Source organism: Gluconobacter japonicus (assembly GCF_002723975.1).
Lineage (GTDB): Bacteria > Pseudomonadota > Alphaproteobacteria > Acetobacterales > Acetobacteraceae > Gluconobacter > Gluconobacter japonicus.
Map to the genome: position 1 here is coordinate 16,581 of NZ_BEWO01000021.1, position 22,419 is coordinate 38,999.

At 58.1% G+C, this 22,419-nt stretch carries 21 protein-coding genes and 1 tRNA gene; 8 read left to right on the top strand and 14 right to left on the bottom strand.

Features of this window, described 5'->3' with window-relative positions:
* Nucleotides 1-10: 10 nt before the first annotated feature.
* The 7 genes from GJA01_RS12125 to argC form a co-directional block, all read right to left on the bottom strand.
* Nucleotides 11-472, bottom strand: coding sequence for a hypothetical protein (locus GJA01_RS12125; RefSeq protein ID WP_061929608.1), 462 nt, complete (start codon nt 470-472; stop codon nt 11-13).
* The gene (locus GJA01_RS12130; RefSeq protein ID WP_062503055.1) at nt 469-2,439 is read right to left on the bottom strand and encodes a serine/threonine-protein kinase; all 1,971 of its coding nucleotides are present in this window, start codon (nt 2,437-2,439) and stop codon (nt 469-471) included. Before GJA01_RS12130 ends, GJA01_RS12125 begins: the two co-directional genes overlap by 4 nt.
* 85 nt (nt 2,440-2,524) lie before the next feature.
* Nucleotides 2,525-3,814 carry an adenylosuccinate synthase gene (locus GJA01_RS12135; protein ID WP_062503053.1) on the bottom strand — a complete coding sequence of 430 codons (1,290 nt, stop codon included), beginning with the start codon at nt 3,812-3,814 and terminating at the stop codon, nt 2,525-2,527.
* A 55-nt stretch (nt 3,815-3,869) separates the two neighbouring features.
* Nucleotides 3,870-5,009, bottom strand: coding sequence for an ATP phosphoribosyltransferase regulatory subunit (locus GJA01_RS12140; RefSeq protein WP_062503051.1), 1,140 nt, complete (start codon nt 5,007-5,009; stop codon nt 3,870-3,872).
* Nucleotides 5,006-6,166 carry a phosphoserine transaminase gene (locus GJA01_RS12145; RefSeq protein ID WP_062503049.1) on the bottom strand — a complete coding sequence of 387 codons (1,161 nt, stop codon included), beginning with the start codon at nt 6,164-6,166 and terminating at the stop codon, nt 5,006-5,008. Before GJA01_RS12145 ends, GJA01_RS12140 begins: the two co-directional genes overlap by 4 nt.
* Nucleotides 6,167-6,220: 54 nt before the next feature.
* Nucleotides 6,221-6,304, bottom strand: a tRNA-Leu gene (locus tag GJA01_RS12150).
* A gap of 58 nt (nt 6,305-6,362) precedes the next feature.
* Nucleotides 6,363-7,268 (bottom strand): N-acetyl-gamma-glutamyl-phosphate reductase, encoded by a 906-nt coding sequence (argC, locus tag GJA01_RS12155; RefSeq protein WP_062503047.1) that lies wholly within the window; start codon nt 7,266-7,268, stop codon nt 6,363-6,365.
* Between the two features lie 195 nt (nt 7,269-7,463).
* Here argC and mazG point away from each other — a divergent pair, with 195 nt between their 5' ends.
* From mazG to GJA01_RS12175, 4 genes are all read left to right on the top strand, one after another.
* Nucleotides 7,464-8,243, top strand: a complete 780-nt coding sequence (mazG, locus tag GJA01_RS12160; protein WP_062021883.1) for a nucleoside triphosphate pyrophosphohydrolase — start codon at nt 7,464-7,466, stop codon at nt 8,241-8,243.
* Nucleotides 8,244-8,358: 115 nt separating this feature from the next.
* A complete protein-coding gene (gene queA, locus GJA01_RS12165; RefSeq protein WP_062503071.1) occupies nt 8,359-9,402 on the top strand; it encodes a tRNA preQ1(34) S-adenosylmethionine ribosyltransferase-isomerase QueA in 1,044 nt (347 codons plus the stop codon).
* Nucleotides 9,399-10,565 carry a tRNA guanosine(34) transglycosylase Tgt gene (gene tgt / locus GJA01_RS12170; protein ID WP_062503045.1) on the top strand — a complete coding sequence of 389 codons (1,167 nt, stop codon included), beginning with the start codon at nt 9,399-9,401 and terminating at the stop codon, nt 10,563-10,565. Before queA ends, tgt begins: the two co-directional genes overlap by 4 nt.
* Before the next feature lie 67 nt (nt 10,566-10,632).
* Nucleotides 10,633-11,691, top strand: a complete 1,059-nt coding sequence (locus GJA01_RS12175) for a purine-nucleoside phosphorylase (RefSeq protein ID WP_010504642.1) — start codon at nt 10,633-10,635, stop codon at nt 11,689-11,691.
* Nucleotides 11,692-11,739: 48 nt separating this feature from the next.
* Here the strand turns inward: GJA01_RS12175 and GJA01_RS12180 are convergent, their stop codons facing one another.
* The 4 genes from GJA01_RS12180 to GJA01_RS12195 all read right to left on the bottom strand — a co-directional run bounded on the left by GJA01_RS12180 (nt 11,740) and on the right by GJA01_RS12195 (nt 16,092).
* Nucleotides 11,740-12,348: a nitroreductase family protein gene (locus GJA01_RS12180; protein WP_062503044.1), complete on the bottom strand. Its 609-nt coding sequence runs from the start codon at nt 12,346-12,348 to the stop codon at nt 11,740-11,742.
* 127 nt (nt 12,349-12,475) lie between these two features.
* Complete coding sequence (locus GJA01_RS12185; protein ID WP_062503042.1) at nt 12,476-13,567, bottom strand: purine nucleoside permease; 1,092 nt, start codon at nt 13,565-13,567, stop codon at nt 12,476-12,478.
* Nucleotides 13,564-15,108, bottom strand: a complete 1,545-nt coding sequence (locus GJA01_RS12190; protein ID WP_062503040.1) for an adenosine deaminase family protein — start codon at nt 15,106-15,108, stop codon at nt 13,564-13,566. Before GJA01_RS12190 ends, GJA01_RS12185 begins: the two co-directional genes overlap by 4 nt.
* Nucleotides 15,109-15,183: 75 nt before the next feature.
* The gene (locus GJA01_RS12195; protein WP_062503038.1) at nt 15,184-16,092 is read right to left on the bottom strand and encodes a PhzF family phenazine biosynthesis protein; all 909 of its coding nucleotides are present in this window, start codon (nt 16,090-16,092) and stop codon (nt 15,184-15,186) included.
* 109 nt (nt 16,093-16,201) lie between these two features.
* Between GJA01_RS12195 and queG the strand changes: the two genes are divergently transcribed.
* Both queG and GJA01_RS12205 read left to right on the top strand, forming a co-directional pair.
* Nucleotides 16,202-17,266, top strand: a complete 1,065-nt coding sequence (gene queG, locus GJA01_RS12200) for a tRNA epoxyqueuosine(34) reductase QueG (protein ID WP_062503036.1) — start codon at nt 16,202-16,204, stop codon at nt 17,264-17,266.
* Complete coding sequence (locus GJA01_RS12205; protein ID WP_010504636.1) at nt 17,263-17,487, top strand: ribbon-helix-helix domain-containing protein; 225 nt, start codon at nt 17,263-17,265, stop codon at nt 17,485-17,487. The genes queG and GJA01_RS12205 overlap by 4 nt, the downstream gene beginning before the upstream one ends.
* Nucleotides 17,488-17,491: 4 nt before the next feature.
* On the opposite strand, the gene GJA01_RS12210 is transcribed toward GJA01_RS12205, so the two are convergent.
* The gene (locus GJA01_RS12210) at nt 17,492-17,839 is read right to left on the bottom strand and encodes a hypothetical protein (RefSeq protein ID WP_373317457.1); all 348 of its coding nucleotides are present in this window, start codon (nt 17,837-17,839) and stop codon (nt 17,492-17,494) included.
* 128 nt (nt 17,840-17,967) lie between these two features.
* On the opposite strand from GJA01_RS12210, the gene GJA01_RS12215 reads away from it, so the two are divergent.
* Complete coding sequence (locus GJA01_RS12215) at nt 17,968-18,798, top strand: TerB family tellurite resistance protein (RefSeq protein ID WP_062503033.1); 831 nt, start codon at nt 17,968-17,970, stop codon at nt 18,796-18,798.
* 9 nt (nt 18,799-18,807) lie between these two features.
* Here the strand turns inward: GJA01_RS12215 and GJA01_RS12220 are convergent, their stop codons facing one another.
* Nucleotides 18,808-19,866: a YeiH family protein gene (locus GJA01_RS12220; RefSeq protein ID WP_062503031.1), complete on the bottom strand. Its 1,059-nt coding sequence runs from the start codon at nt 19,864-19,866 to the stop codon at nt 18,808-18,810.
* Between the two features lie 108 nt (nt 19,867-19,974).
* Between GJA01_RS12220 and GJA01_RS12225 the strand changes: the two genes are divergently transcribed.
* Nucleotides 19,975-20,871: a LysR family transcriptional regulator gene (locus GJA01_RS12225; protein WP_373317458.1), complete on the top strand. Its 897-nt coding sequence runs from the start codon at nt 19,975-19,977 to the stop codon at nt 20,869-20,871.
* Between the two features lie 75 nt (nt 20,872-20,946).
* Here the strand turns inward: GJA01_RS12225 and GJA01_RS12230 are convergent, their stop codons facing one another.
* A complete protein-coding gene (locus GJA01_RS12230; RefSeq protein ID WP_062503029.1) occupies nt 20,947-22,404 on the bottom strand; it encodes a mannitol dehydrogenase family protein in 1,458 nt (485 codons plus the stop codon).
* Between the last annotated feature and the right edge of the window lie 15 nt (nt 22,405-22,419).

Consider the following 22,419-nt stretch of genomic DNA (forward strand, 5'->3'; position numbering starts at 1 on the left):
GAAAGGCGTTTCAGGTTTTGTCCTTAGCCCCTGTATCAAGCCATTCGTCACGCAGGGCGGCGATCCTTTTTTCGATCGCCCTGCGCTCCCTGCGTGCGAAATCAGCATACCACAGCCTTGCCCCGATCGCCGAAGCTTCAGCAACCAGCCATGCAACCCCGACGGCCATCCAGTCCAAAATCAAGGTGATCGGCTGGGTAATCTGCTGAACACAGGTTTGCCAGTCGCCATGGGCCAACCACGCAGTCCTCAGCGGATGAACCATTACAGCCCCCAGATAGAACAGAACAATCATCATGCGCTGACGGTCAGCATCGGGATCAACGAAATGCAGCACCACCAGCGGAAGCAGCAAAACACCACCGACCAGAAGACTACCGGGCACATAGGCCAGCAACAGGCCAAGAATCAGACCGTGCCACCACTTGAAGGCCATCCTGCCTTCCCGCTCGCGCACTGCCGCCTCTTTCATTGACAGAACTCCAGCCAGATACTGGCCATGGACACAACAATCCCGACCAGCAGAGAAAAGAATTCCCCTGCGTTTCTCGCCTGCTTTTCGTGAACGGCCTTACGGTTGGGCTCATCTTCAAGAATTTGCTCAAGATGGGCGATTTCGACCTCAGCCTGCCGTGCCATTTTGCGATCTTTTTGCAGCCCGGCAGGATCGTTGACGTTATCAAGAAATCTCGTAAGGTTTCCCGCCTCAGCCAACTGGGACAGTTTGGCCCTTCGCTTTGCACGGGCCGTTCTACTCCGCCATTGTTTAAGCTCTGTTTCGAGCAGTGGAAGCGCACGTCTGGCAATAGAGCTCAGCGCCTCCTTGTCAAAACGGCGCTGCGCTGCGGCCAGAAGAGTCAGGTCTGCCAGCCATGATGGCAATCCAGCTTTCTGGGACTGAGCCAGAGGGACAATCCCCTGTCTGGCACAATGGCTCTCCAGAAATGTCCGCATCTGATCGTCCATAAAACCGGAGCGACCGATATCTTCGGCAGAAACTTCTTCTTCTGAAAGATGACCGTTAAGCCATTGGAGCAGACCCGCTGAAAGAGAAATACGCTCTTTCAAACACCGCGAAGAAAGACACGGCTGATAAACGTTCATATCATAGGGCAGACGCCGGAGTTGCTCCATGCCTTTCGCACCCGTTCGGCGAGCTGCAACAGCAAGACCTCCAATCTGCGTAGCCTGTAATGCCGGCAGCGTCGGCGCGTCAAAAACCTCCGGACTGGTCATCAGAAAGCTGGCAATTCCACGGATATTCCGCTGCTCATCAGGCGGAAACGCTCCTGCCTCCGCATGAGCCAGCATCTGGGGAATAGCTTCAGGCCAAAACCAGCGCCCCGCCCAGAACATCGGTGCAGCAGGATCCAGAATGGCGATAGCACGCGTGACGACCATCGTTGTCGGATCAACAGCTTTGTTTGCTCCTGACGGAAGAAAGGCCACCCCCGCCTGCTCAATCAGGCTGGACATGACAGAGAGTTCAAGCTCGCGGTGGAGCCACTGGCTGATGATTTTCCGCTGAAGCAGAGACAGAAACTCGTTTTGGTATTTCCCACCATACCACGCCAGAGCACGCGGCGTTCTGACTTCCACCCCGCCAATCATCAAAGGCGTACGCGCAGGAATCTCGGCTCGGAGAGAGAAGAGTTTACTAGGCGCAATCGTGATCAGATCGCCGGGGCCAGGCCTGTTTTCCGGTGCGTCGGACAGCATTGCTTCCAGCAGAGACACCAGACCTGCAGGCACGTTATGACCCTGCATATAAGCCGTTGCAGATCCGAGTTCAAAGCGACGCCTGAGGATTTCTGCATCTGATAACCCTTTGAGCGGCAGTTCACCGATACAGAGCGACAGAACCAGAACCCCTAGGGAAAACACATCACAGGCGATGGTTCCCACACCGCGCGCCGTCGGGTGGCAGGCCGCGGAGCATAAGGGCTCAAACAGGACAGGTTGAAGCGTGGCACCAGCGGCCACACCAAGAGGACCAAGAACAACCTTGTGCAGTCCCTGCCCGACAAACAGATTTTCCGGACGAATACCACGACAGGTCAATCCCGCCGTATCCAGCTTTTCGAGAGCATCCGCCATAGGGCGGATAACACCGTCGATGATCTGACTTTCCGACCACAGACCCAATCCCTCGGCAAGAGAGGGTCCTGGCGGGTGAGCACACAGCACCCAAAGGGCACCGTTATGATATTCATGAGCATGGAGGCCAATAACGCTCTCATGCCGGAAGAACATCAGCTCTGAAAATCTGGGGGACGGCATGGACGGTGCCAGCGCCAGCCAGGTTGAACCTGTGGCCGTAATGTCCTGTGCAACCCAGGTGGGACAGCCCCCGATCATGGATTGCTTCTGCGTCGTATTGACCAGATAGCGGTCTGCGATCAGCAGTTCCGGGCTGTCGTCTCCCTGAATGTAATCCATGTCCGTTCCGTCAAAATCCTGTCTGACACTCTATGCCGGACAGGAATTGAGGCTTCGTTAACGGATTGGAGATTCTCGAAAGAGATCAGTCTTCGAACGGATCGCGCATCAGGATTGTATCGTCACGTTCCGGGCTTGTGGATAGCAGCGTCACCGGTGCTTCGATCAATTCCTCGATCCGGCGCACATACTTGATAGCCTGGGCCGGAAGCTCTGCCCAAGAACGCGCACCAGCAGTGGTTTCCTGCCAGCCCGGCATCGTCTCATAGATCGGCTTCACGCGGGCCTGTGCACCGGGTGCAGATGGGAAGGTATCGATCTTCTTACCGTCCAGTTCATAGCCAACGCAGATCGAAATTTCTTCCAGACCGTCGAGCACGTCCAGCTTCGTGAGCGCAATGCCCGTCACGCCGCCAACGCGGGCGGCACGACGCAGCATGACAGCATCGAACCAGCCACACCGACGCGGACGACCAGTGACCGTGCCGAATTCATGACCACGCTCACCGATCGTGCGACCAACATCATCGAACAGTTCGCTCGGGAACGGACCTTCGCCCACGCGGGTTGTGTATGCCTTGGCAATACCCAGAACGAACCCGATGGAAGACGGGCTGACACCACTGCCCGAGGCTGCAACAGCCGCAACCGTGTTGGAGCTGGTCACGAACGGATAGGTGCCGTGATCGACGTCCAGCATGACGGCCTGTGCGCCTTCAAACAGGATACGACGACCAGCACGACGGGCTTCGTCCAGACGATCCCAGACCGGGCAGGCAAAGGACATCAGACGCGGCGTGATTTCCGTCAGGAAGTCCTTGAGTTCTTCCTTCGTGAAGGTCTCAGCACCCAGACCCGCCAGCAGCGTGTTGTGGTGCAGCAGAACTTCGTCCAGCTTCCAGTCCAGCGTCTCCGGCTCAGCCAGATCACAGACGCGAATGGCGCGACGGGCAACCTTGTCTTCATAAGCCGGGCCAATGCCGCGACCCGTGGTGCCAATCTTCCGATCACCACGAGCAGCTTCACGCGCGCGATCCAGCGCACCATGTACCGGCAGGATCAGCGGAGTATTCTCGGCAATCCACAGCGTTTCCGGCGTGACCTTCAGGCCCTGTGCCGTCACGCGGTCAATCTCGGACATCAGGGCCTTCGGGTCGATAACGACGCCGTTGCCGATAACGCCGATCTGACCGCGCACGAGACCCGATGGCAACAGCGACAGCTTGTAGACCTGATCGCCGACAACCAGCGTATGACCAGCGTTGTGACCACCCTGGAAACGGACAACGATATCAGCGCGACTGGCAAGCCAGTCTACAATCTTGCCTTTACCCTCGTCCCCCCACTGGGTTCCGATCACGGTGACGTTGGACATGAGCTGGCTTCCTCGACTTGGGATACAGGAATGAAAAATTCAGGAAAACTGGAGGTCAGAGCGCGTGAACCACGCCATCCCGCCAGAAATGGGTGCAGCGCAGATGGCGCGCTTCGGCGGCAGGATCTGCATCGGCTTCAAGAGCGGATACGGTCGCGAAACCCTGCGCATGCAGAGCCGCCATGTCTTCGGCGCCCAAACGAACGGGGACATAGCAGCGCGGACGGGCTGGAGGCACCGGTGCGGCACGCAGAAGAGCCTGCGGACGGAGCGTCAGGCCACAGGCGGGCTCCTGCCCGGCAACGTAGCGACCACCCCGGCCGAGTTCCTCACGAGAGGTCGTGGAGAACACCGTGATGCAGAGGCCAGTATGATACTGCCAGCCACGGAAATCGACAGGATCAACCGTCAGACGGAGGGACGGAGCACGCTCGCGGATGGCGGCGACGGACGCTACCAGACGGTCGAAATGCGGACGCACGATCTCGGGGAAATCCAGGGACGCCAGCATATCCAGCGCACGATCAGCAGGACCAGCGGCCTGAAGCATCACGGCCAGCATCTCTGCAATCGGACCGCCCAGTTCAGCAACGGAAGCAGCGTCCTTGCGATTCAATGCCTGAATCAGCTCATCCTGATCGGCTGCTGGAATGGCACTCTCGATAAGACCAAGGGCCAGAGCCGGCATGGACAGATCAAAGGACACACCCTTGATGCCAAGTTCTTCGAGAGCCGTCGCACCAAGCGCTACTACCTCGGCATCTGCCTGAGCGGAATCCGGGCCAATCAGTTCGATCCCGGCCTGCGACACCTGACGATCAGCCTCGCGGCCCGGCGTCCCGATAACGATGCAGCTTCCGGAATAGGACAGACGCAGCGGGCGTGGCGCATCCTGTAAACGCACGCTCGCAATACGCGCAATCTGCGTCGTCATGTCCGGACGCAGCGCCATCATGCGATGGGAACTCGGGTCCATCAGGCGGAAGGTCTGCGTGGACAGTGCTGAGCCGGAACCATTCAGAAGAGACGTTTCGAATTCCAGCATGGGCGGGCGGACACGCTCGTACCCATGGCGGGAGAACGCTTCCATGACGCAGGCAATGCCGCGGGCTTCCGCTTCGGCTTCACCCGGCAGAAGATCAGAAAAGCCGGACGGTAAAAGGGCAGCGCTCGGGGTCTCGGAATACAGACTCATGCAGAAAACTCCTCGCGCGTACACTCATAAGCCCAGTCCAGCCATGGCAGGAGAGCCTGAATGTCTTCCGCATTCACTGTCGCCCCTCCCCAGATCCGCAGCCCGGCCGGGGCATCTCGATAGGACGCGAGGTCATAGCCTGCCCCTTCCTGCGCGACCAGCCCGGTCAGGCGCTTCACGGCTTTGCCCTGTGCTTCTGGAGAAAGCGCTTCGAACCATGGCGCAGAAATTTTCAGACAGATGGATGTGCAGGACCGTGTCTCAGGCAGTTCAGCAAGGAAGGATACCCAGTCGGTTTTCTCAACCCACTCGTCCACAACCGCCAGACTGGCCTGCGAACGAGCCTTCAGGGCCTCAAGCCCACCGACGTTTTCTGCCCAGCGCAATCCGTCCAGAGCATCCTCGACACAGAGCATGGAGGGCGTGTTGATGGTATCGCCTTCAAAAACGGCTTCCATCAGCCCCTTCTTGTTCGCCAGACGGAAAATTTTTGGCAGTGGACGCGGAGACGCCTCAGCCAGACGGGCAGCAGCGCGCGGACTGATGGCGAGCATGCCATGAGCCGCCTCGCCGCCCAGCGCCTTCTGCCAGGACCACGTCACGACATCGAGACGATCCCACGGCAGATCCATCGCGAAAGCCGCAGACGTGGCATCGCAGATCACAAGACCTTCATGCTCTGCCGGAATAGCATCTGCATTCGGGATACGGACACCGGATGTCGTGCCATTCCATGTCAGGACGACATCGCGGGACCAGTCCACAGCCGAAAGATCCGGAAGCTGCCCATAAGGCGCTTCGTGAACACGGAGGTCTTCGATTTTCAGAACGTCCCGCAGATCCTGCGCCCATGTTCCGGAAAAACTCTCGAAAGACAGAACGTCCATGCCACGTTCGCCACCAGCCAGCGCCCACAGAACCATTTCCACAGCGCCGGTATCAGATGCCGGGACAACTGCGACTCGCCAGTCAGCCGGGATGCCGAGCACATTCTTGGAGCGTGTAATGACCTCTTTAAGACGCGCACGGCCTTCAGGGGCGCGATGCGAACGGCCCAGAAGCGCCTGATCAAGTGCTGAAAGGGACCATCCGGGGCGTTTTGCGCAGGGACCGGAGGAAAAGAACGGGCGGGAGGGTTTGACACTCGGCTTGGACATGCTCGTTCCGGGCTAAACGGTCCTCGGGTGCAGCCAGACTGGTGCGCCCGGTTTTGGTGCGAGAGGGGGGATTCGAACCCCCATGCCTTTCGGCGGTCGATTTTGAGCCGACTGCGTCTACCGTTCCGCCACTCTCGCGCGAACGATCCGGACCCTAGTGCATTCCTGACAAAAGGGCCAGACCGTAAAGAAAAAATCAGAGACCCAGCATCAAAAGAAGGTTCTGGATGGCGGCACCTGAGGCGCCCTTGCCCAGATTATCAAGCCGCGCCGTCAACAAAACCTTCTCACCAGAGGGGCTGCTGTGGACCCGAAGCTCCATATTGTCCGTGTTTGCGAGCGTGTCGGCAAGCAGTTTGGGCTCGGATGGCAGGACACGCACATGCTCACAGCCGCGGTAAGCTTTTTCCAGCGTGGCTTCCAGATCACGCGGCGTCGGATGCCCCGGCAGATCGGCAAGATGCAGCGGGATGGACACGATCATGCCCTGTGGAAAATGACCGACGGACGGGACAAAGACCGGCTGACGGGTCAGACCTGAGTAATGCTGGATTTCCGGCAGGTGCTTGTGTTCCAGCGTAAGGCCGTACAGGAAAAACGCCGGGCCACCATCGCGTTCATGGGCTTCAATCGCAGAGCGCCCTGCCCCGCTGTAACCCGAAACCGCGTTAATGGAGATGGAATGATCCGCCGGGATCAGCCCTGCCCGAACGAGTGGCCGCAGAAGCGCGATCGCCCCGGTTGGATAACATCCCGGATTCGCAACATGTGTCGCCCCACGGATGAGCGCGCCCTGTTCCTCGTCCAACTCTGGCAGACCATAAACCCACCCATCAGCAATCCGATGAGCCGTACTGGCATCCAGAATACGGACATTCAGCCCCTCTGCCAGCGCGACCGTTTCGCGCGCGGCATCATCGGGAAGGCAGAGAATGGCAACATCCGCCTGGGACAGCATCTCGCGGCGCGCATCCGCATCTTTTCGGAGGCTCGGCTCAATTGACAGCAGTTCGATCCCATAAGTCTCGGGAAGCGCCTCAATGCGCTGACGAATTCCCAGCCCCGTGGTTCCAGCTTCGCCGTCAATAAAAATCCTGGCCATGTCCATCGTATCCGGTCTGCAAAAAATGTCCGGCACAGCGAAATTCCGCCAGCCGGGCCGCCCTTCTTACTCTTTTATTCTATGGCATGTCATCCCGGCACTGGAGCAACAGACGCTCCATCCTTTCTGTGACTCCGCCACATAGGATATACTGCTTGGCCGGATATTCCCCCGGATCACGCGTCAGGAGCCGTTATGACCCAGCCCGTCCGTCAGATTGACCGCCTTCTGGACATTATGAAGCGCCTGCGGGATCCGGAAAACGGCTGCCCTTGGGACGTGGCGCAAACGCCAGAGACGATCGCGCCTTTCGCTATCGAAGAAGCCTATGAGGTGATGGACGCCATTGCCCGCGATGACAGTGACTCGCTGCCGGATGAACTGGGAGATCTGCTGCTTCAGGTCGTGTTTCAGGCGCAGATGGCGCAGGAAAAAGGACTGTTCGACTTTGACGCCGTAGCCGGGAAAATCGCAGACAAGATGGTGCGTCGTCATCCCAATATTTTCAGCGATGTCGAGCATGACGAAGACCTCTGGGAGCGAACCAAGGAATCCGAACGGCATGACAAAGCCGAATATGGCGCTTTGGCGGGGATTGCCCCGAATCTTCCCGCACTGGTCCGGGCTGCAAAGCTCTGTCGTCGTGCAGCACGCGTGGGGTTTGACTGGGATGATCCGTCAGGTGTGCTGGAGAAAGTGCAGGAAGAGATCGGTGAGTTGAAAGCCGAACTGGATGGAGACCGGGACCGGATCGAGGATGAACTTGGGGATGTCCTGTTCACGATGGCCAGTCTTGCCCGCAAGCTCGGGATAGACCCGGAAGCCGCTTTGCGTCGCAGTAACCGGAAGTTCACGCGTCGCTTCGAAGCCATGGAAGCCAGTCTTGCGACAGAAGGCAAGACGATGGGTGAGCAGGATCTGGAAACGCTGGAAGCGCTCTGGCAGACCGTCAAGAAACAGCCGGGCATGCGCTGAAAAATATCTTCCGCCACAGATTTCACGCCAAAAAACAGACGTTTTGACCAAAAAGATACGCCGGACCGACTGGTCCGGCGTTTTCATGTGGGCTGAACCTGCTACAGAGCATCCCATGACGGATGAACTCGCCCCGTTCGATTTCGAACTCCCCCGCGACCATATTGCGACCGAACCCGCCAGACCGCGTGACAGCGCAACGCTGCTGCATGTCCGCCCCGGCCATGCCCCCGACCAGCGGATCATTCGCGATCTTCCCGGCCTGCTGCAGGAAGGCGATCTGCTGATTGCCAATAATACGGCCGTCATCCGCGCCCAGCTTTCCGCCACACGCGGCGAAGCAAAAATCGGCATCACGCTGGACCGGATTCTGGTGGATGGAAGCTGGCATGCCCTCGCCCGCAACTCCCGCAAGCTGAAGCCGAACGATACGCTAAACTTTGGCGATGATCCGGTCACAGCCTCCGTTGTCGAAAATGAAGGCGATGGCGCCGTCAGCATCCGCTTTTCCGTCGAAGGGGATGCATTCGACGCATTCCTCGAGCGCGTGGGAGCATTGGCCCTGCCGCCTTATATCGACCGCCCTTTTGGCCCGACCGTGCAGGATGACAGCGATTACCGGACGATCTTTTCCGAACATCGCGGGGCTGTGGCGGCTCCCACTGCGGGCCTGCATTTCACGCCAGACCTTCTGGCCGCGCTCGATGCGAAAGGTATCCAGCGCCGGACACTGACCCTGCATGTCGGCGCTGGCACGTTCCTGCCCGTCCGATCCTCCATTGCCGAACATCGTATGCATGCAGAATGGGGCGAGATCGACGCAGAGACGGCGCAGGCCATCAATGAAACACGCGCCCGTGGTGGCCGTGTTGTTGCTATCGGCACCACGTCTCTCCGCCTGCTGGAAAGTGCGGCGCAGGAAGACGGTACGGTTCAGCCCTGGCGGGGCGAGACGTCCATTTTCATCAAGCCGGGCTATCGCTTCAAAGCGGTGGACCTGCTCATGACCAATTTCCATTTGCCGCGCTCGACGCTCTTCATGCTGGTCTGCGCGTTCAGCGGCACCGACACCATGCGTGAGGCCTATGCCTACGCCATCGCCAACGGGCTGAGGTTCTATTCCTACGGCGATGCCTGCCTTCTGGAGCGAGCACCATGACCGAACAGGCCACAAAAATGACGTGGGTTCCGGAAGCAACCTGCGGGCAGGCCCGTGCCGGCCATCTGCACACCCGTCACGGCACCGTCCCGACCCCGACCTTCATGCCGGTTGGCACGGTCGGCACCGTGAAGGGCATGACCATGGATGCCGTTCGGTCCACGGGCGCAGGCATTGTTCTGGGCAACACCTATCATCTGATGTTGCGCCCGACGGCGGACCGCGTGCAGAAACTGGGCGGCCTTCACAAGATGATGGACTGGTCCGGCCCGATCCTGACGGATTCCGGCGGGTTTCAGGTCATGTCCCTCGGTGCGCTCCGCAAGCTCGATCAAGACGGCGTGACGTTCCAGTCCCATATTGATGGCAGCAAGCATCGCCTGTCTCCGGAGATCTCGACGGACATCCAGTATAAGCTCGATGCCACGATCACCATGGCGTTCGATGAGTGCCCGGCACTCCCCGCTACGCCAGAAGCGCTCCGCAAATCCATGGAACTTTCCATGCGCTGGGCGGCCCGCTCCCGTGAGGCTTTCACCGCGCGTGAAGGCTACGGGCAGTTCGGTATCGTACAGGGCGGCACGGAACGCGACCTGCGCGAGTATTCGGTCAAGGCGCTGACGGAGATCGGCTTTGAAGGCTATGCGATCGGCGGTCTGGCGGTGGGGGAAGGTCAGGAACTCATGTTCTCGACCCTTGATTTCACAACGCCCCTGCTTCCGCAGCACAAGGCTCGCTACCTCATGGGCGTTGGCACACCGGACGATCTTCTGGGGTCAGTCATGCGTGGCGTGGACATGTTCGACTGCGTGATGCCCTCTCGTGCCGGTCGCACGGCGCGCGCCTATACGGAGCGCGGCTACATCAACCTGCGCAACGCCCGCTTTGCCGAAGACACACGTCCGATTACGCCGCATGACGACAGCCCGATGGCCGGCCGTTACACCCGCGCCTATCTGCATCACCTGTTCCGGGCTGGAGAGATGCTCGGCCCGATGCTGCTGACATGGCACAATCTGGCGTATTACCAACGCCTGATGCGGCAGATCCGCGCCGCTATCGTGGATGGCACGCTGAACGAACTGGCGATCAAACTGCGCGAGGACTGGTCCAAGGGGGACTGGACCGAAGATGAATGGCCCATGCCCTCTCTTGCTTTGTAAGTTTTCATTCTGATCCTGTTCCAATAATGTGTTTCCCAAACGACGTTCAGCTTTGGGGAATACGGATTTGAAACGCTTCAATGCAGGCCTGGCTCTTGTCGGGCTTCTCTGTGCGGGCAGCGCCCTTGCTGCACCACACAAGGAAGAAATCAAGGTTCTTGTGGTCGCCAACTGGGAAGTCGGCGCGGACAAGGGCGATGAGCCAGGCGAATATCAGGACTGGGTGGAGCGTCTCCATCTTGATGAAGAACGCCCCATTCGCGGCGTACAGGAAAAACTCCGCCGCAATGCGGATGGCGTGTACGGCATCGCCTTGAAAAGCGGCAGCATTGACCTGCACGCGCTTGCGCTTGATCCGCATTATGATCTGACACACACTTACTGGATTTTCACCGGCATTTCCGGCGTAAACCCGAATGTCGCGTCCGTTGGCAGTGTAGCCTGGGCGCGCTGGGTTGTGGACGGCGATGCGTTGCGTGAAATCGATGACCGCACGGTTCCGAAAGGCTGGCCGTATGGTCTGTACGCCATCGGGGCGGACAAACCCGATACGCTGCCAGCCAACGCAAACCATTATGGTTCTGTCACGGATGTTGCGGAACTCAGCAAGGCCTATCCTCTCAATCAGGGTCTGGCGAACTGGGCCTTCAACCTGAGCAAGAACACCCCGATGGCAGACGATCCCGCCATCGCCGAGCGCCGGAAGGCCTGGAAAGGCTTCCCCAATGCCCAGAAGCCGCCGATGCTCATCATGGGTGAGACGCTTGGGGCGCTTCGTTATTGGCATGGCCCTTCCCGCAACGAGTGGGCGGAAAAATGGGTCAAGCTCTGGACGAAGGATCAGGGCCAATTCGTCATGACCAATGAGGAAAGCCAGACCTATCAGCTTGATATGCGCACACTGGCCCGTCTGGGGTATGTCGATCTGAACCGCGTCATGGTTCTGCGCTCAGGAAGCAATTTTGACATGCCTCCTCCAGGCGTCCCGATCACCGAGAGTATCGGCGACGAAGCACCCGGCCAGAAACTCGCGTTCGATAACAACGAGCGCGCCGGTGAGCCGGTTGTCCATGAGTTGATCGCACACTGGACAACGTACCGGACGCATATTCCCGGCCAGAACTAAGACCGTCTGGCTCTGGACGGTGCGAAAGCAGCCTCCAGAGCCAGTTTATCAGAACCGGTTTTCGATCATGATTTCGGAAACCGGCAGCGCACCGCCCGATGGCTTCGGAGCGGAGGCCGCCTTTCCGATCGCTACGAACATGACGATCTCATGGTCTTCCGGCAGGTTGATAAGCTTGCCAACGGCGTCGAAGTCAAAGCCATCCATCGGGCAGGTGCCGTAACCCAGACTCTCAGCCACCAGCATGATGGCAGCAGCAGCCATGCCACAGGACCGCATCCCCTCATCCCGCTGCACCTGCTCGCGACCCCGGTAATACTGATCGATGGCACCAACCATATACTCCCGCACCGCAGCCGGGGCATTTTCCCAGTACCGCTCGGGCGACTTTTCCCATGCCTTGATGTCGGCACACAGAACGATCAGCGCAGACGCATCCGTCACCTGAGCCTGATCCCATGAAACGGCACGCACCTGCTTGCGCAGTTCCAGGTCTTTAAGGACCACGAAGCGCCAGTTCTGGATGTTGAACGCCGTTGGCATCCGGCGCGCCAGACCGAGGATGGTTTCGAGATCCTTCTCTGGCATGACGTGCTCGGCATCGAAATGTTTGGTCGCACGGCGCTGAAGAATGGCGGAAGAAACATCGAGGGTCATGGGAATCCAATCAAATGAGACGAGGGTGTTCTGTTCGAGACGAACTATGTCTTGTGACGATACACGCAAAAAATGCCCGCCGGTTCAACCCGGCGGGCATTTTCATTACAACGTCACAGCAGAGCTGTTATTCCGCGCCAGGAATGCTTTTCTCGTACTTGTCCCAATGCGTGGCGAGTTCCCGAACAACGACACTGCCAACTGTATAAGCCGCTTCAACGGACGGAATAAACGCAGAGTAACTGCCCTCATGCGCCTCTTCCGCCAGAAGTTCCGCCGCTGTCTGGCCGGGATACTGCATGTCAAAATTGCTGGTCGTCCGCAGGATCAGCGCGCGCTGCGGATCAACCCGTCCTGCCTTCGCCTGAGCCGCCAACGCCTGACAGAACGCGACATCCTCTTCCGCCGTCGTGGCCAATGTCCCCTGATTATCCGTCCAGTAGCGCACCCAGCGCTCGGCCCAGGCATTCATCTTCTCGCCAACCCAGAAGGTCTCGCCGGAAATGGTATCGCCGACCATGACAGATGGAGCCTTCAGAGCTTCCGGATACCCTTTGTATCGGGCACGGGATGCCTGAAGACCGGGCGTGTCCGGCAGGGTCATGTTTTTCGTCAGGCCATAGGCCCACTGCACGAGCTGCGGATTGAAGGTGTAAACCATGTCTCCACTGACAGAGTGCAGCGGCGGCCGTGGCTGCTCATCCGGTACGCTACCCTGAACTGGCGTAAAGCCATCAGGCCAGGATTTCGGAATTTCACGCGGATCAATCAGATGCGACAGGCCACCATTGATCACGCGCGGTGCCCAGATGGCAGACCCGACCGTGCCGAACTTCGGATCAACGCCACCAATTCCGGCCAACACGAAATAGGCGTGCTTCAGATCAAAGCGCGGATCAAGAACAAGCGCCGTGATGGCCGATGCCATATGCTCCGGCCCTTCCCCGGACGCGATACCCAGCACATGCAATTCCGGGTTGTAATGCATGACGTCATGGTCTGTACCCGGGGCAGGAATTTCTTGCGTGAGCGGGAGCTTTTCAACCCAGTTCTGATACTCGCCCGGCGTGTCGCCCGTATCCTTGCCAAGCTCAAATGTCGTAACCACTACCACACGCACGGGAATGGGATGGCTCTTGGCAGAGGCGCTGGAGAAGCCACCTGAAATAGCGAGGACAGACAGGGCAGTTGCCCCAAGAAGGGTTTTCAGGCGTGTCATTGATAAAGGCTTTCGTGAGGAGCGGAATTTTCAAAAGCGGCAAACCGCGTTTCAAGCTGCCACTGGAGGCGGGCTTTCTCGCTGGCTTTCAACAGATCGGCACAAGGGCCGCTTTCAGGCTGTGCGGAGGAAATGGTCTGACAGGCTGCAACAGGTTTACTCACCTGATGGGCGTCCCACAGGCTCTCCCCCGGAATAAACGCATATTCCAGACCGGTCCGGGACATCTGTTTCAGGTCTGCATAGCTCAGATTGTAAGTTTGAGCAGCGCGAAGATATTCCTGCGTCAGATCACCGCGGGAGACGCCTTCGTCATCCGTGGAGAGCGCAACGGGCACCCCGGCCCGGCGATAGAGCGGTAGCGGATGCTCAGCCCCCTTCACGTTCAGGATCTCGTCATTGCTCGTCAGGTTGATTTCCACCATGACGTGCTTTTTGGCCATCTCGGCCAGCAGCCCGGCGACATCGTCTTCCGAAGCAATATCGACACCATGGCCAATGCGCTTGGCGCCAGCAATTTCGATAGCTTCCCGAATGTGATGCTTCAGACCTTCGGGCGGAACCAGCTTGCCTGTCAGTTCACCCGCATGAAGGCTAAGGTTCACACTTGGATAGACCTGCGAGAGGAACTGAAACATCCGCATATGCAGGCTGTAATCCCGCATCGCGACTGTATCATCCTCAGGGGCAACAATATTGACACCGACGAACCGTGGGTCGGCCTTCACAACGGCATACCCGGCATCAAGCTGCGCATAAACAGCCTGAGGCGGCAGGATACGAAGCGTCTGGAACAAATAATGGACGCTTACGCCACAGCCGGGATGCGCCTTGGCCGTGCCGCACTGAAGAATAGCCTGCGCCTTATGCTCCATCGCATCGGTTTCGCGACGGGCCTGCGCAACGAGCGCTGGAATTTCTGCCTTGAGAACCTGATGGGCAGCCGCGAAATCCTCGTCCTTGAGAGGATGATGGAAGCCAACACCAATCATGCTGCCAAGGGCGGGCGAAACCATGGGCTCGATATAAGTGATATGATCGGCAGCCGCACGGTCCATCGCTTCAGCCAGCATGTCGCCCTGATGGTCTTTTTCGATCGCATCGAAATGCCGGAAGGACGTAAAGAAGTGGTCATGCCCTGAACGATCGGATGCTGCTGGAACGAAATCCCGCATCGACATCGCATCGATCATCTGGTTCGTGGCTTTTTCATTTCCCACCAGCGCCGAAGCGGGCATTTCATCGCCCTTCCCGTGCGGGCAGGCGTGATCCAGAATATCGAGCGTCTTCAAAGAAACGCACAGACCATCCTTCGCCGCCCAGTCCAGCATATTTTCCGCATAAATCGCACCCGAAAGGTGGATATGCAGATCCGCTCCTTTCGGAAAAGCCCGCAGGAACAGGCCGAGCCGGACCGGATCAGCCCGGACGGCGTTATAAGTCTGTTCAACTGGGGAGGGCGTTGCGGCTCTTGCCGAGGGAGATAGAGCCGTCAGGGACAGGGCAGCCGCTACAAGAACGGACGGAAGGGTGCATCGCATCACAGCACGATGCCGCCTGACCACGTCTCTGACAAGACATTTTCAGAGCGTTATAAACTCTGCAACAACCTGTTCTTAAACTGCGCTTTCCAAAGTGAAAGTCCCTTCCATGACCGGGACGCAGGACCCGGCCACATAAGCCCGACCCGCTTCTGTTCTGGCTTCCAGAAGGCTCGGCCGCCCCATATCCACCCCCTGCGTGAAGATCAGGGACAGATCGGCGCCATTCTCCAGTGCAGACAAGAACGCGACGGCCGCGACTGTGGCACTCCCCGTCGCGGGATCTTCGGCAATCCCATCCAGTGGCGAGAACATGCGCCCCTGAATGTCGCTGCCTTTTTCAAACGCGCTTTCTCCCGCATTGCGCGTATAGGCATAGACAGAACTGATCCCGTTGGAGGCGAGGAACCTCCGATGCGCAGCAAGCTCTCCATGAGCACGACGCAAAGCATCACGGGACGCAAGCTCGACAATCAGGAACGGCAGCCCGACCGACACAACCTGGGGTGCATGGTGTTCTGTGCGAATATCTTCCGGCTCAAGCCCCAGACACGCCGCCGCATTTTCAGGGATCATCCGGCTCCGGCGTGTCATGGCTTCAGGCGCCATGAGCTCCGCCCGAACGACACGTCCGTTCTCACGCTCCAGCCGCACAGGAACCAGACCGGCTTTTTCTTCAAACAAAAGCGTTTCCGGTAGCTCTCGTCCCTGCGCTTCGGCCTGTCGAGCCAAGGCGAAAGCCGTGCCGATATTCGGATGACCGGCGAAGGGCAGCTCTCCGGCTGGCGTGAAGATACGCACATGCGCCGTATGATCCGCCTCTACAGCAGGAAGCACGAAAGTTGTCTCGGAATAACCGAACTCAATGGCAAGTTTCTGCATCTGTTCGGTGGACAGCCCCGCCGCATCCAGCACGACAGCCAAAGGATTACCCCCGAAAAGCTGGTCCGTGAAAACATCCAGGGTGACATAGGAACGACGCATAACCGTTTCTCTCATCGGAGAATGAAGACACTCCATCATGTCTGATTGGCCCCTTGGGGGAAAGATGGCGTAAACTACTGATTCTGCTTTTCCTCCATCTGCTGAGCGCATGACATCACGCCCCTCCCCTTCCCGCCCCGGACGCTCCCTTGAGGAACGGATCGAGGACCATGCCCAGCATCTTGGATTCGATGCCGTGGGTTTCTGCGTGGCGGAGCTTGGCCCGGATGTGGAGGCTGGCCTGCGTGCTTTTGTTGCACAGGCCCATCACGGGACGATGGAATGGATGGAGACGCGCATCGAACAGCGCAGCCACCCGCAGGCCCTCTGGCCCGAAGCCCGCAGCGTCATTTCCCTCGCTGTCTGTTACGCCCCCGCCGAAGACCCGGATGCAACGCTGCGTCAGCCGGATCGGGGCAATATCTCCGTCTATGCCCGCAATCGCGACTATCATGACGTCATCAAGGGGATGCTGAAACATCTGGCGCAGTTCGTCGTCAAACTGGGCGATGAGACGACACAGGTGAAGGTTTTCGTCGATACAGCTCCCGTTTCAGAACGCGCTCTGGCTGAAAAAGCGCATCTGGGCTGGCAGGGCAAACATACCTGTCTGGTGTCCCGCACCCATGGTTCATGGCTTCTTCTGGGGGAAATCTACACGACGCTGGATCTGCGCCCGTCCGAGCCCAAAGGCGGAAGCTGCGGCACCTGCACGAGTTGCCTGACAGCCTGCCCCACAGATGCCTTCCTTGGCCCCTATCGCATGGATGCGCGGCGGTGCATCTCCTATCTGACCATCGAGCACAAGGGACCGATCCCGCATGACCTGCGGGAAAAGATGGGCAACCACATCTATGGCTGTGACGACTGCATTGCCGCCTGCCCCTGGAACCGCTTTGCCGAAGCCTCCCGCCACATCAAGCTTCAGGCCCGACCCGAACTGATCGAGCCAAAACTGGCAGAGTTGGCAGCGCTGGATGATGCAGCTTTCCGCACGCTTTTTTCGGGCTCTCCCGTCAAGCGCATCGGCCGCAATCGCTTTGTCCGCAATGTTCTGATCGCAATAGGCAATTCAAACGACCCGGAACTCGTACCTTCCGCCCAAGCCCTGCAATCCGACCCTGACCCCGACATTGCCGAAACGGCCCGCTGGGCTCTGGAGCGCCTGACATGAGCGACCTTGTCAAACGCAGCCTGTCACTTTCAGGACACCGGACATCCGTGGCCCTTGAACCGGAGTTCTGGGCCGTACTGGATCAGATGGCTGAACAGCGGTCTCTTAGTTTTGCTGCCCTTGTGGCGTCCATCGATGCAAAGCGAACGCCAGAACGCCCATTAGCGTCTGCATTGCGTGTTGCCGCTCTGATGGAACGCAGACGCCCGGACACGCCTTAAGGAACTATTTTGCGTCGGAAGACGCCTCCATCCATTCAGGATGCTTGCGTTGAATCCAGTTCAGCGCCTTTTCCATAAGCCGCCGAAAGAAAGGGATGTCCTCAGACAGCAACAGAATACCGACCGGAATCATCCAGACACCCAGAACCGGCAAAAACGCCATGCATCCACCCAGCATGAACAGAATACCCGCCGGGATACGCACCCATTTCCGTTCTGGCTTTCGAAGCCATGTCAGAGTCTTCTGCATCCATTCCGGCAGTTTTCTAATCAGCGCCTGCATCTGCTCTTCGTAATCATTAGAGCCCTGTGACCGGGTCACAGGCAAATGCGGACTCGTGTTGCTGGTCATGAGAGAATCGGCTTCTTTTGTCATGCCTCTACAACACCCGGCAGGCAGCGGAGATCCAGTTTTTTCTCTGATCCATATCTGTCCGATCTGTCATTTGCCGGTTTCCGGGACCATGCTAGATTACTGATATGGCTATCTGGGGCAAAATGTTCGGTGGTGTTGCTGGCTTCGCGGTCGGCGGCCCGTTTGGGGCACTGATGGGGGCAGCTCTCGGGCACGCCGCTGACAGCGGCTCCCTGCTCAACCCGTCCACCGGCGGCTGGAGCGAACGCTTTCCAGCGCGGGGGCGACCTGATCCCAATAATGCGGCCTTCTTTGGAGCCGCCAAAGTCGCAGCGGCTCTTGGCAAGAAAGATCAGCTTTACGCGATCGGCCTTGTGGCGCTCTGTGCAAAGCTTGCCAAGATCGACGGGCCGGTCAATCGCTCCGAGATCAACGCTTTCAAGACCTGCTTTCAGTTTCCGCCGGATAACGTCAAGGAAGTCGGGATGCTGTTCGATCGCGCCCGCGAGCGGACGGACGATTTCGAGATGTATGCCCGCGAAATGGGCAACGCCTACGGAGACGACAAGGCGCCGCTCGAAAACCTGATGACGGCCCTGTTCCGCATTGCCCGTGCGGATGCAGGTGCATCACGTGAGTTGCATCCAAAGGAAGTGGATTTTCTTCAACGCGTCCATCGCGCGTTCGGCCTCCCTCCCGGTGCGTGGGACCGTGCAGAAAGTGGCGGCTCACGTGCAGCAAGCACCGGCGAGCCGGATGCCTATCGCGTTCTCGGCATCTCCCGCACAGCATCGGACAAGGAAGTCCGTGTCCGCTGGCGCATGCTGATCCGTGAATATCATCCAGATGTCATCGCTCAGAAGCCCATGACGGATTTGGAACGCAAACGCGCTCAGGAACGCGTGGCCCGGATTAATGCGGCCTGGGATCGGATCAAACGCGATAGACAACTCTGATCCGGTTCATCAACCAAAACTTAGAAATACCAGTAAACCGTAGCTCGCACTTCCCAGCATCAGCAGGGAAAGCACGACCGTACACGTTACGCGCGGGCCAGCGTTGACCACACTCCGCATATCTACTCCCAGCCCCAATGCACCCATCGAAACCACTGTCAGAAATGTCGCGACCTGACTGGCTGGGACAATAAGGCTAGCCGGAAACAAGCCGATAGAGCGGCAACAGACCATTCCTAGAAACCCAACAATAAACCACGGCACGAACCGAAAAACACCTGAGGCTCCATTTCCGGTTTCTGGAACAGTCGTCTCCTGCTGAGGAAGTAGGGGCGCAAGCAGAGACAATCCGAAACAGACGGGTCCCAACATCAGAACACGCACCAGCTTCACAACAGTTCCAGTCTGCACAGCCAGCAAACCCAGAGGGGCCGTTGCCGCCACGACCTGAGGCACGGCATAGACCGTAAGCCCTGCAAAAGCACCGAACGTGCCGCCACTCATGCCTGTGGCGACACCAAAGAATGGTAACCCCAGCACAACGAACACGCCGAGAACAGCGGTAAAGGCAATGGAAGACGCCACCTCTTCCCCATCCGCCCGTATAATGGGCGCGACGGCCGCGATAGCGGAGTTGCCACAGATTGAGTTTCCGCAAGCCACCAAAAGCGCCATGCGACAGGGAAGCCCAAGCAACCTCCCGATCCCGAAACTTGAGATGAGGCTCACCCCAACCAGAACCATAATTCCCGCCACCAGTGCTGGCCCGACCGACAGCAGACTTGCAGCACTCACCGTAGCGCCTAGCAAAACAACAGACATTTCCAGAAGATATCGGGCGCTGAAAACAATACCGGGTTGAAACGCGTTGCTCGGAACACGAAAAGTCCGGATCACCATCCCGCTGAGGATGGCGAGCACGAGCGCTTCAAGCCAAATTTTCCCGAAAATCAGCCATTCCGCGGCTTCCAGAAAGTAAGCCAGCGTCGTGACGAACAGACACAGCGACAGACCTTTCCAGATGCGTCGTGCACGCACAATGAGGATGTGACCGGCACCCCGGGGCATATTCAAATGTCTCATGCCCTTAAAATACCCGTTCAAAAATAATCAATAAAACAAATTGATTATGTTATACCGTTCGTAAATTTCGATTGATTGAAACTGGAAGACGTTGTGACCCTCGAACAACTGCGGATCTTCATCGAAGTAGCGATGCGGGAGCATGTCACCGCTGCTGCCAAAGCCCTGAACATCACACAATCCACAGCCTCCGCCGCCATTGCGGCCCTCGAAGACCGTCACGGCATCAAGCTGTTCCATCGTGTCGGACGTGGGATTTCTCTAACCGAAGCAGGGAGAGTTTTTCTCGTTGAGGCTCGTAATGTTTTGGCCAGCGCAGCCGTGGCAGAAGCCACGCTGAATGATCTGAGCGGGCTCAGCCGCGGCAGTCTGCGCGTTGTTGCGAGCCAGACGATTGCGGCTTACTGGTTGCCTTCCGCACTTGTCGCTTTTCGGCAGACTTTTCCCGATATCAGTATTGTTCTGGAAGTCGGGAACACCCGGCAGGCAGCAGAGCACGTCCGGGAGGGGCGTTCCGATCTGGGCATCGTCGAGGGTATCGTGGATGATCCCGCGATTGCTCACTGGCCAGTCGGGGAAGACCGCCTGCAAATTGTGCACTCCATGCCCTTCCAGAACACGACGGTCGATGCTGTATGGCTTCAGAATGCGCCGTGGATCATGCGCGAAAAAGGGTCGGGCACGCGATCCTCACTGAATCAGGCTCTTCAGGCGCGAAGCATTAACCCAGACATGCTAAAAGAGGTTCTTGCGCTTCCATCAAATGAAAGCGTCCGAACGGCAGTGGAAGCTGGTGCTGGCGTGGCAGCCCTGTCTTCCCTGGTGGTCGCACCTTCTCTGGCCTCTCAAACGCTATATGCAGCACCAGTCGATTTAGGTCCGCGCATATTCTTCGGATTACGGCATAAGGAACGATACCGCAGCAAGGCCGCAGACGCCTTCCTGCACATCCTTGAGACGCACAAGAAAAACCCAGCCCCGAAGACGTAACTGCGCATTATCGCCGCCAAAAAAAGCCGCCTCTCTGATGAGACGGCGGCCTTTTCCATGGCAGAGCGGATTTATTCAGGCTGGAAGAGCAGCCTTGACGCCCTTCTCACGAATAATTTTTCGCAACGCCACGACCTTGCCATTCAGTTCGGACGTATCCAGATCGCTCCAGGCATCGAAAGCGGGGAGTTTAAGCGCGCTCTCAAAATCGTCGGCCTTGGCCAGAATCTTCTGGCTCTCATCAAAAGTCGGCTCGAACGGCTCGTAGGTGTCACCCTTTTCGTCCTTGCCGCGCAGCATTTCCAGATAGGACGCCATGCCAAAAGCAATCCGGGACAGATCGCGTTTACCTTCAAGAGCCTGACGCACCGTTTCCGTCCAGAAGACCTGAATCTTCGAACTGCCATCCCCGGAAATACGCAACGTCTGATCTGCCATGGCCGGGTTGGAGAAACGGCTGATGACACTGTCACGGTAGCCTTCCAGTGTCATGCCTGGCGGAACCTCTAGGGTCGGGATGACGTCCTTGTTCAGGAAGTTCTCAAGGTTACGGCGCAGATCCGCATCTGCCAAAGCCTGATCGACATTTTCGTAGCCTGCGAGAACGCCCGGGAAGCAGAGCATGATATGTCCGGCGTTGAGCATCCGGATTTTTACATGCTCATAATCCGTCACATCCTCAACGAACTGCACACCAGCCTTTTCCAGCGCAGGGCGGCCATCAGCGAAGTTGTCTTCCAGCACCCACTGATGAAAGTCTTCTGCCACAAGCGGCAGATCATCGGTCAGGCCGCTGGCCTCGTTCAGCTTCTTTGCAATAGCAGCCGAGACGGTCGGCGTGATGCGATCAACCATGCCATTCGGGAATGTCGCGTTCTCTTCAATCCACTTGGCCAGCTCCGGATCGCGGGCCTTCGCATATCCCAGGAAGGCCTTGCGAGCGACATTGCCATTATGGCGCAGGTTATCGCAGGACATGATCGTGAAGGCTTTGCCACCTGCATCACGCCGACGGCGCAGTCCTTCCACAACATATCCGAAAATCGTGGACGGCGTTTCCGGCGTCTTCAGATCCTGCTGAACGGCTTTGTTCTGAAGATCGAACTCACCAGTCGTCTCATTGATATTGTAGCCGCCTTCCGTGATGGTCATGGACACAATACGGATCGCCGGGTCGGCAAGATGCTTCAGTACAGCTTCCGGGTCGGCTGGTGCCAGAAGATAGTCCCGCAATGCCCCCATGACGCGGACTGTACTTTTGCCAGATGGAGCGGTTTCGGTCAGGGAAAAGAGACAATCCTGCTTTTTGAATTCCTCGGCCTTTTCCTTGGAGCGATCGCTACCGGTCAGACCAACACCGATGATACCCCAGTTCGGATCATCCTTGAGGATCTGCTCAACATAAAACGCTTCATGGGCTCGAAAAAAGTTCCCAACGCCAAAATGCGCGATCCCCGGTTTGATCCCGTTGATGTCATAGGGCGGAGCCTGCACACCGACGGGAAGAGACTTGAGGATTTCGTGCGTAATCATGGATTTCTCCGTTCC

Coding starts and splice junctions, on each gene's coding strand:
- GJA01_RS12125 (WP_061929608.1), bottom strand. CDS start 472: ATGAAAGAGGCGGCAGTGCGCGAGCGGGAAGGCAGGATGGCCTTCAAG.
- GJA01_RS12130 (WP_062503055.1), bottom strand. CDS start 2,439: ATGGATTACATTCAGGGAGACGACAGCCCGGAACTGCTGATCGCAGAC.
- GJA01_RS12135 (WP_062503053.1), bottom strand. CDS start 3,814: ATGTCCAACGTCACCGTGATCGGAACCCAGTGGGGGGACGAGGGTAAA.
- GJA01_RS12140 (WP_062503051.1), bottom strand. CDS start 5,009: ATGAGTCTGTATTCCGAGACCCCGAGCGCTGCCCTTTTACCGTCCGGC.
- GJA01_RS12145 (WP_062503049.1), bottom strand. CDS start 6,166: ATGTCCAAGCCGAGTGTCAAACCCTCCCGCCCGTTCTTTTCCTCCGGT.
- argC (WP_062503047.1), bottom strand. CDS start 7,268: ATGGCCAGGATTTTTATTGACGGCGAAGCTGGAACCACGGGGCTGGGA.
- mazG (WP_062021883.1), top strand. CDS start 7,464: ATGACCCAGCCCGTCCGTCAGATTGACCGCCTTCTGGACATTATGAAG.
- queA (WP_062503071.1), top strand. CDS start 8,359: ATGACGGATGAACTCGCCCCGTTCGATTTCGAACTCCCCCGCGACCAT.
- tgt (WP_062503045.1), top strand. CDS start 9,399: ATGACCGAACAGGCCACAAAAATGACGTGGGTTCCGGAAGCAACCTGC.
- GJA01_RS12180 (WP_062503044.1), bottom strand. CDS start 12,348: ATGACCCTCGATGTTTCTTCCGCCATTCTTCAGCGCCGTGCGACCAAA.
- GJA01_RS12185 (WP_062503042.1), bottom strand. CDS start 13,567: ATGACACGCCTGAAAACCCTTCTTGGGGCAACTGCCCTGTCTGTCCTC.
- GJA01_RS12190 (WP_062503040.1), bottom strand. CDS start 15,108: ATGCGATGCACCCTTCCGTCCGTTCTTGTAGCGGCTGCCCTGTCCCTG.
- GJA01_RS12195 (WP_062503038.1), bottom strand. CDS start 16,092: ATGCGTCGTTCCTATGTCACCCTGGATGTTTTCACGGACCAGCTTTTC.
- queG (WP_062503036.1), top strand. CDS start 16,202: ATGACATCACGCCCCTCCCCTTCCCGCCCCGGACGCTCCCTTGAGGAA.
- GJA01_RS12205 (WP_010504636.1), top strand. CDS start 17,263: ATGAGCGACCTTGTCAAACGCAGCCTGTCACTTTCAGGACACCGGACA.
- GJA01_RS12210 (WP_373317457.1), bottom strand. CDS start 17,839: ATGACCAGCAACACGAGTCCGCATTTGCCTGTGACCCGGTCACAGGGC.
- GJA01_RS12215 (WP_062503033.1), top strand. CDS start 17,968: ATGGCTATCTGGGGCAAAATGTTCGGTGGTGTTGCTGGCTTCGCGGTC.
- GJA01_RS12220 (WP_062503031.1), bottom strand. CDS start 19,866: ATGCCCCGGGGTGCCGGTCACATCCTCATTGTGCGTGCACGACGCATC.
- GJA01_RS12230 (WP_062503029.1), bottom strand. CDS start 22,404: ATGATTACGCACGAAATCCTCAAGTCTCTTCCCGTCGGTGTGCAGGCT.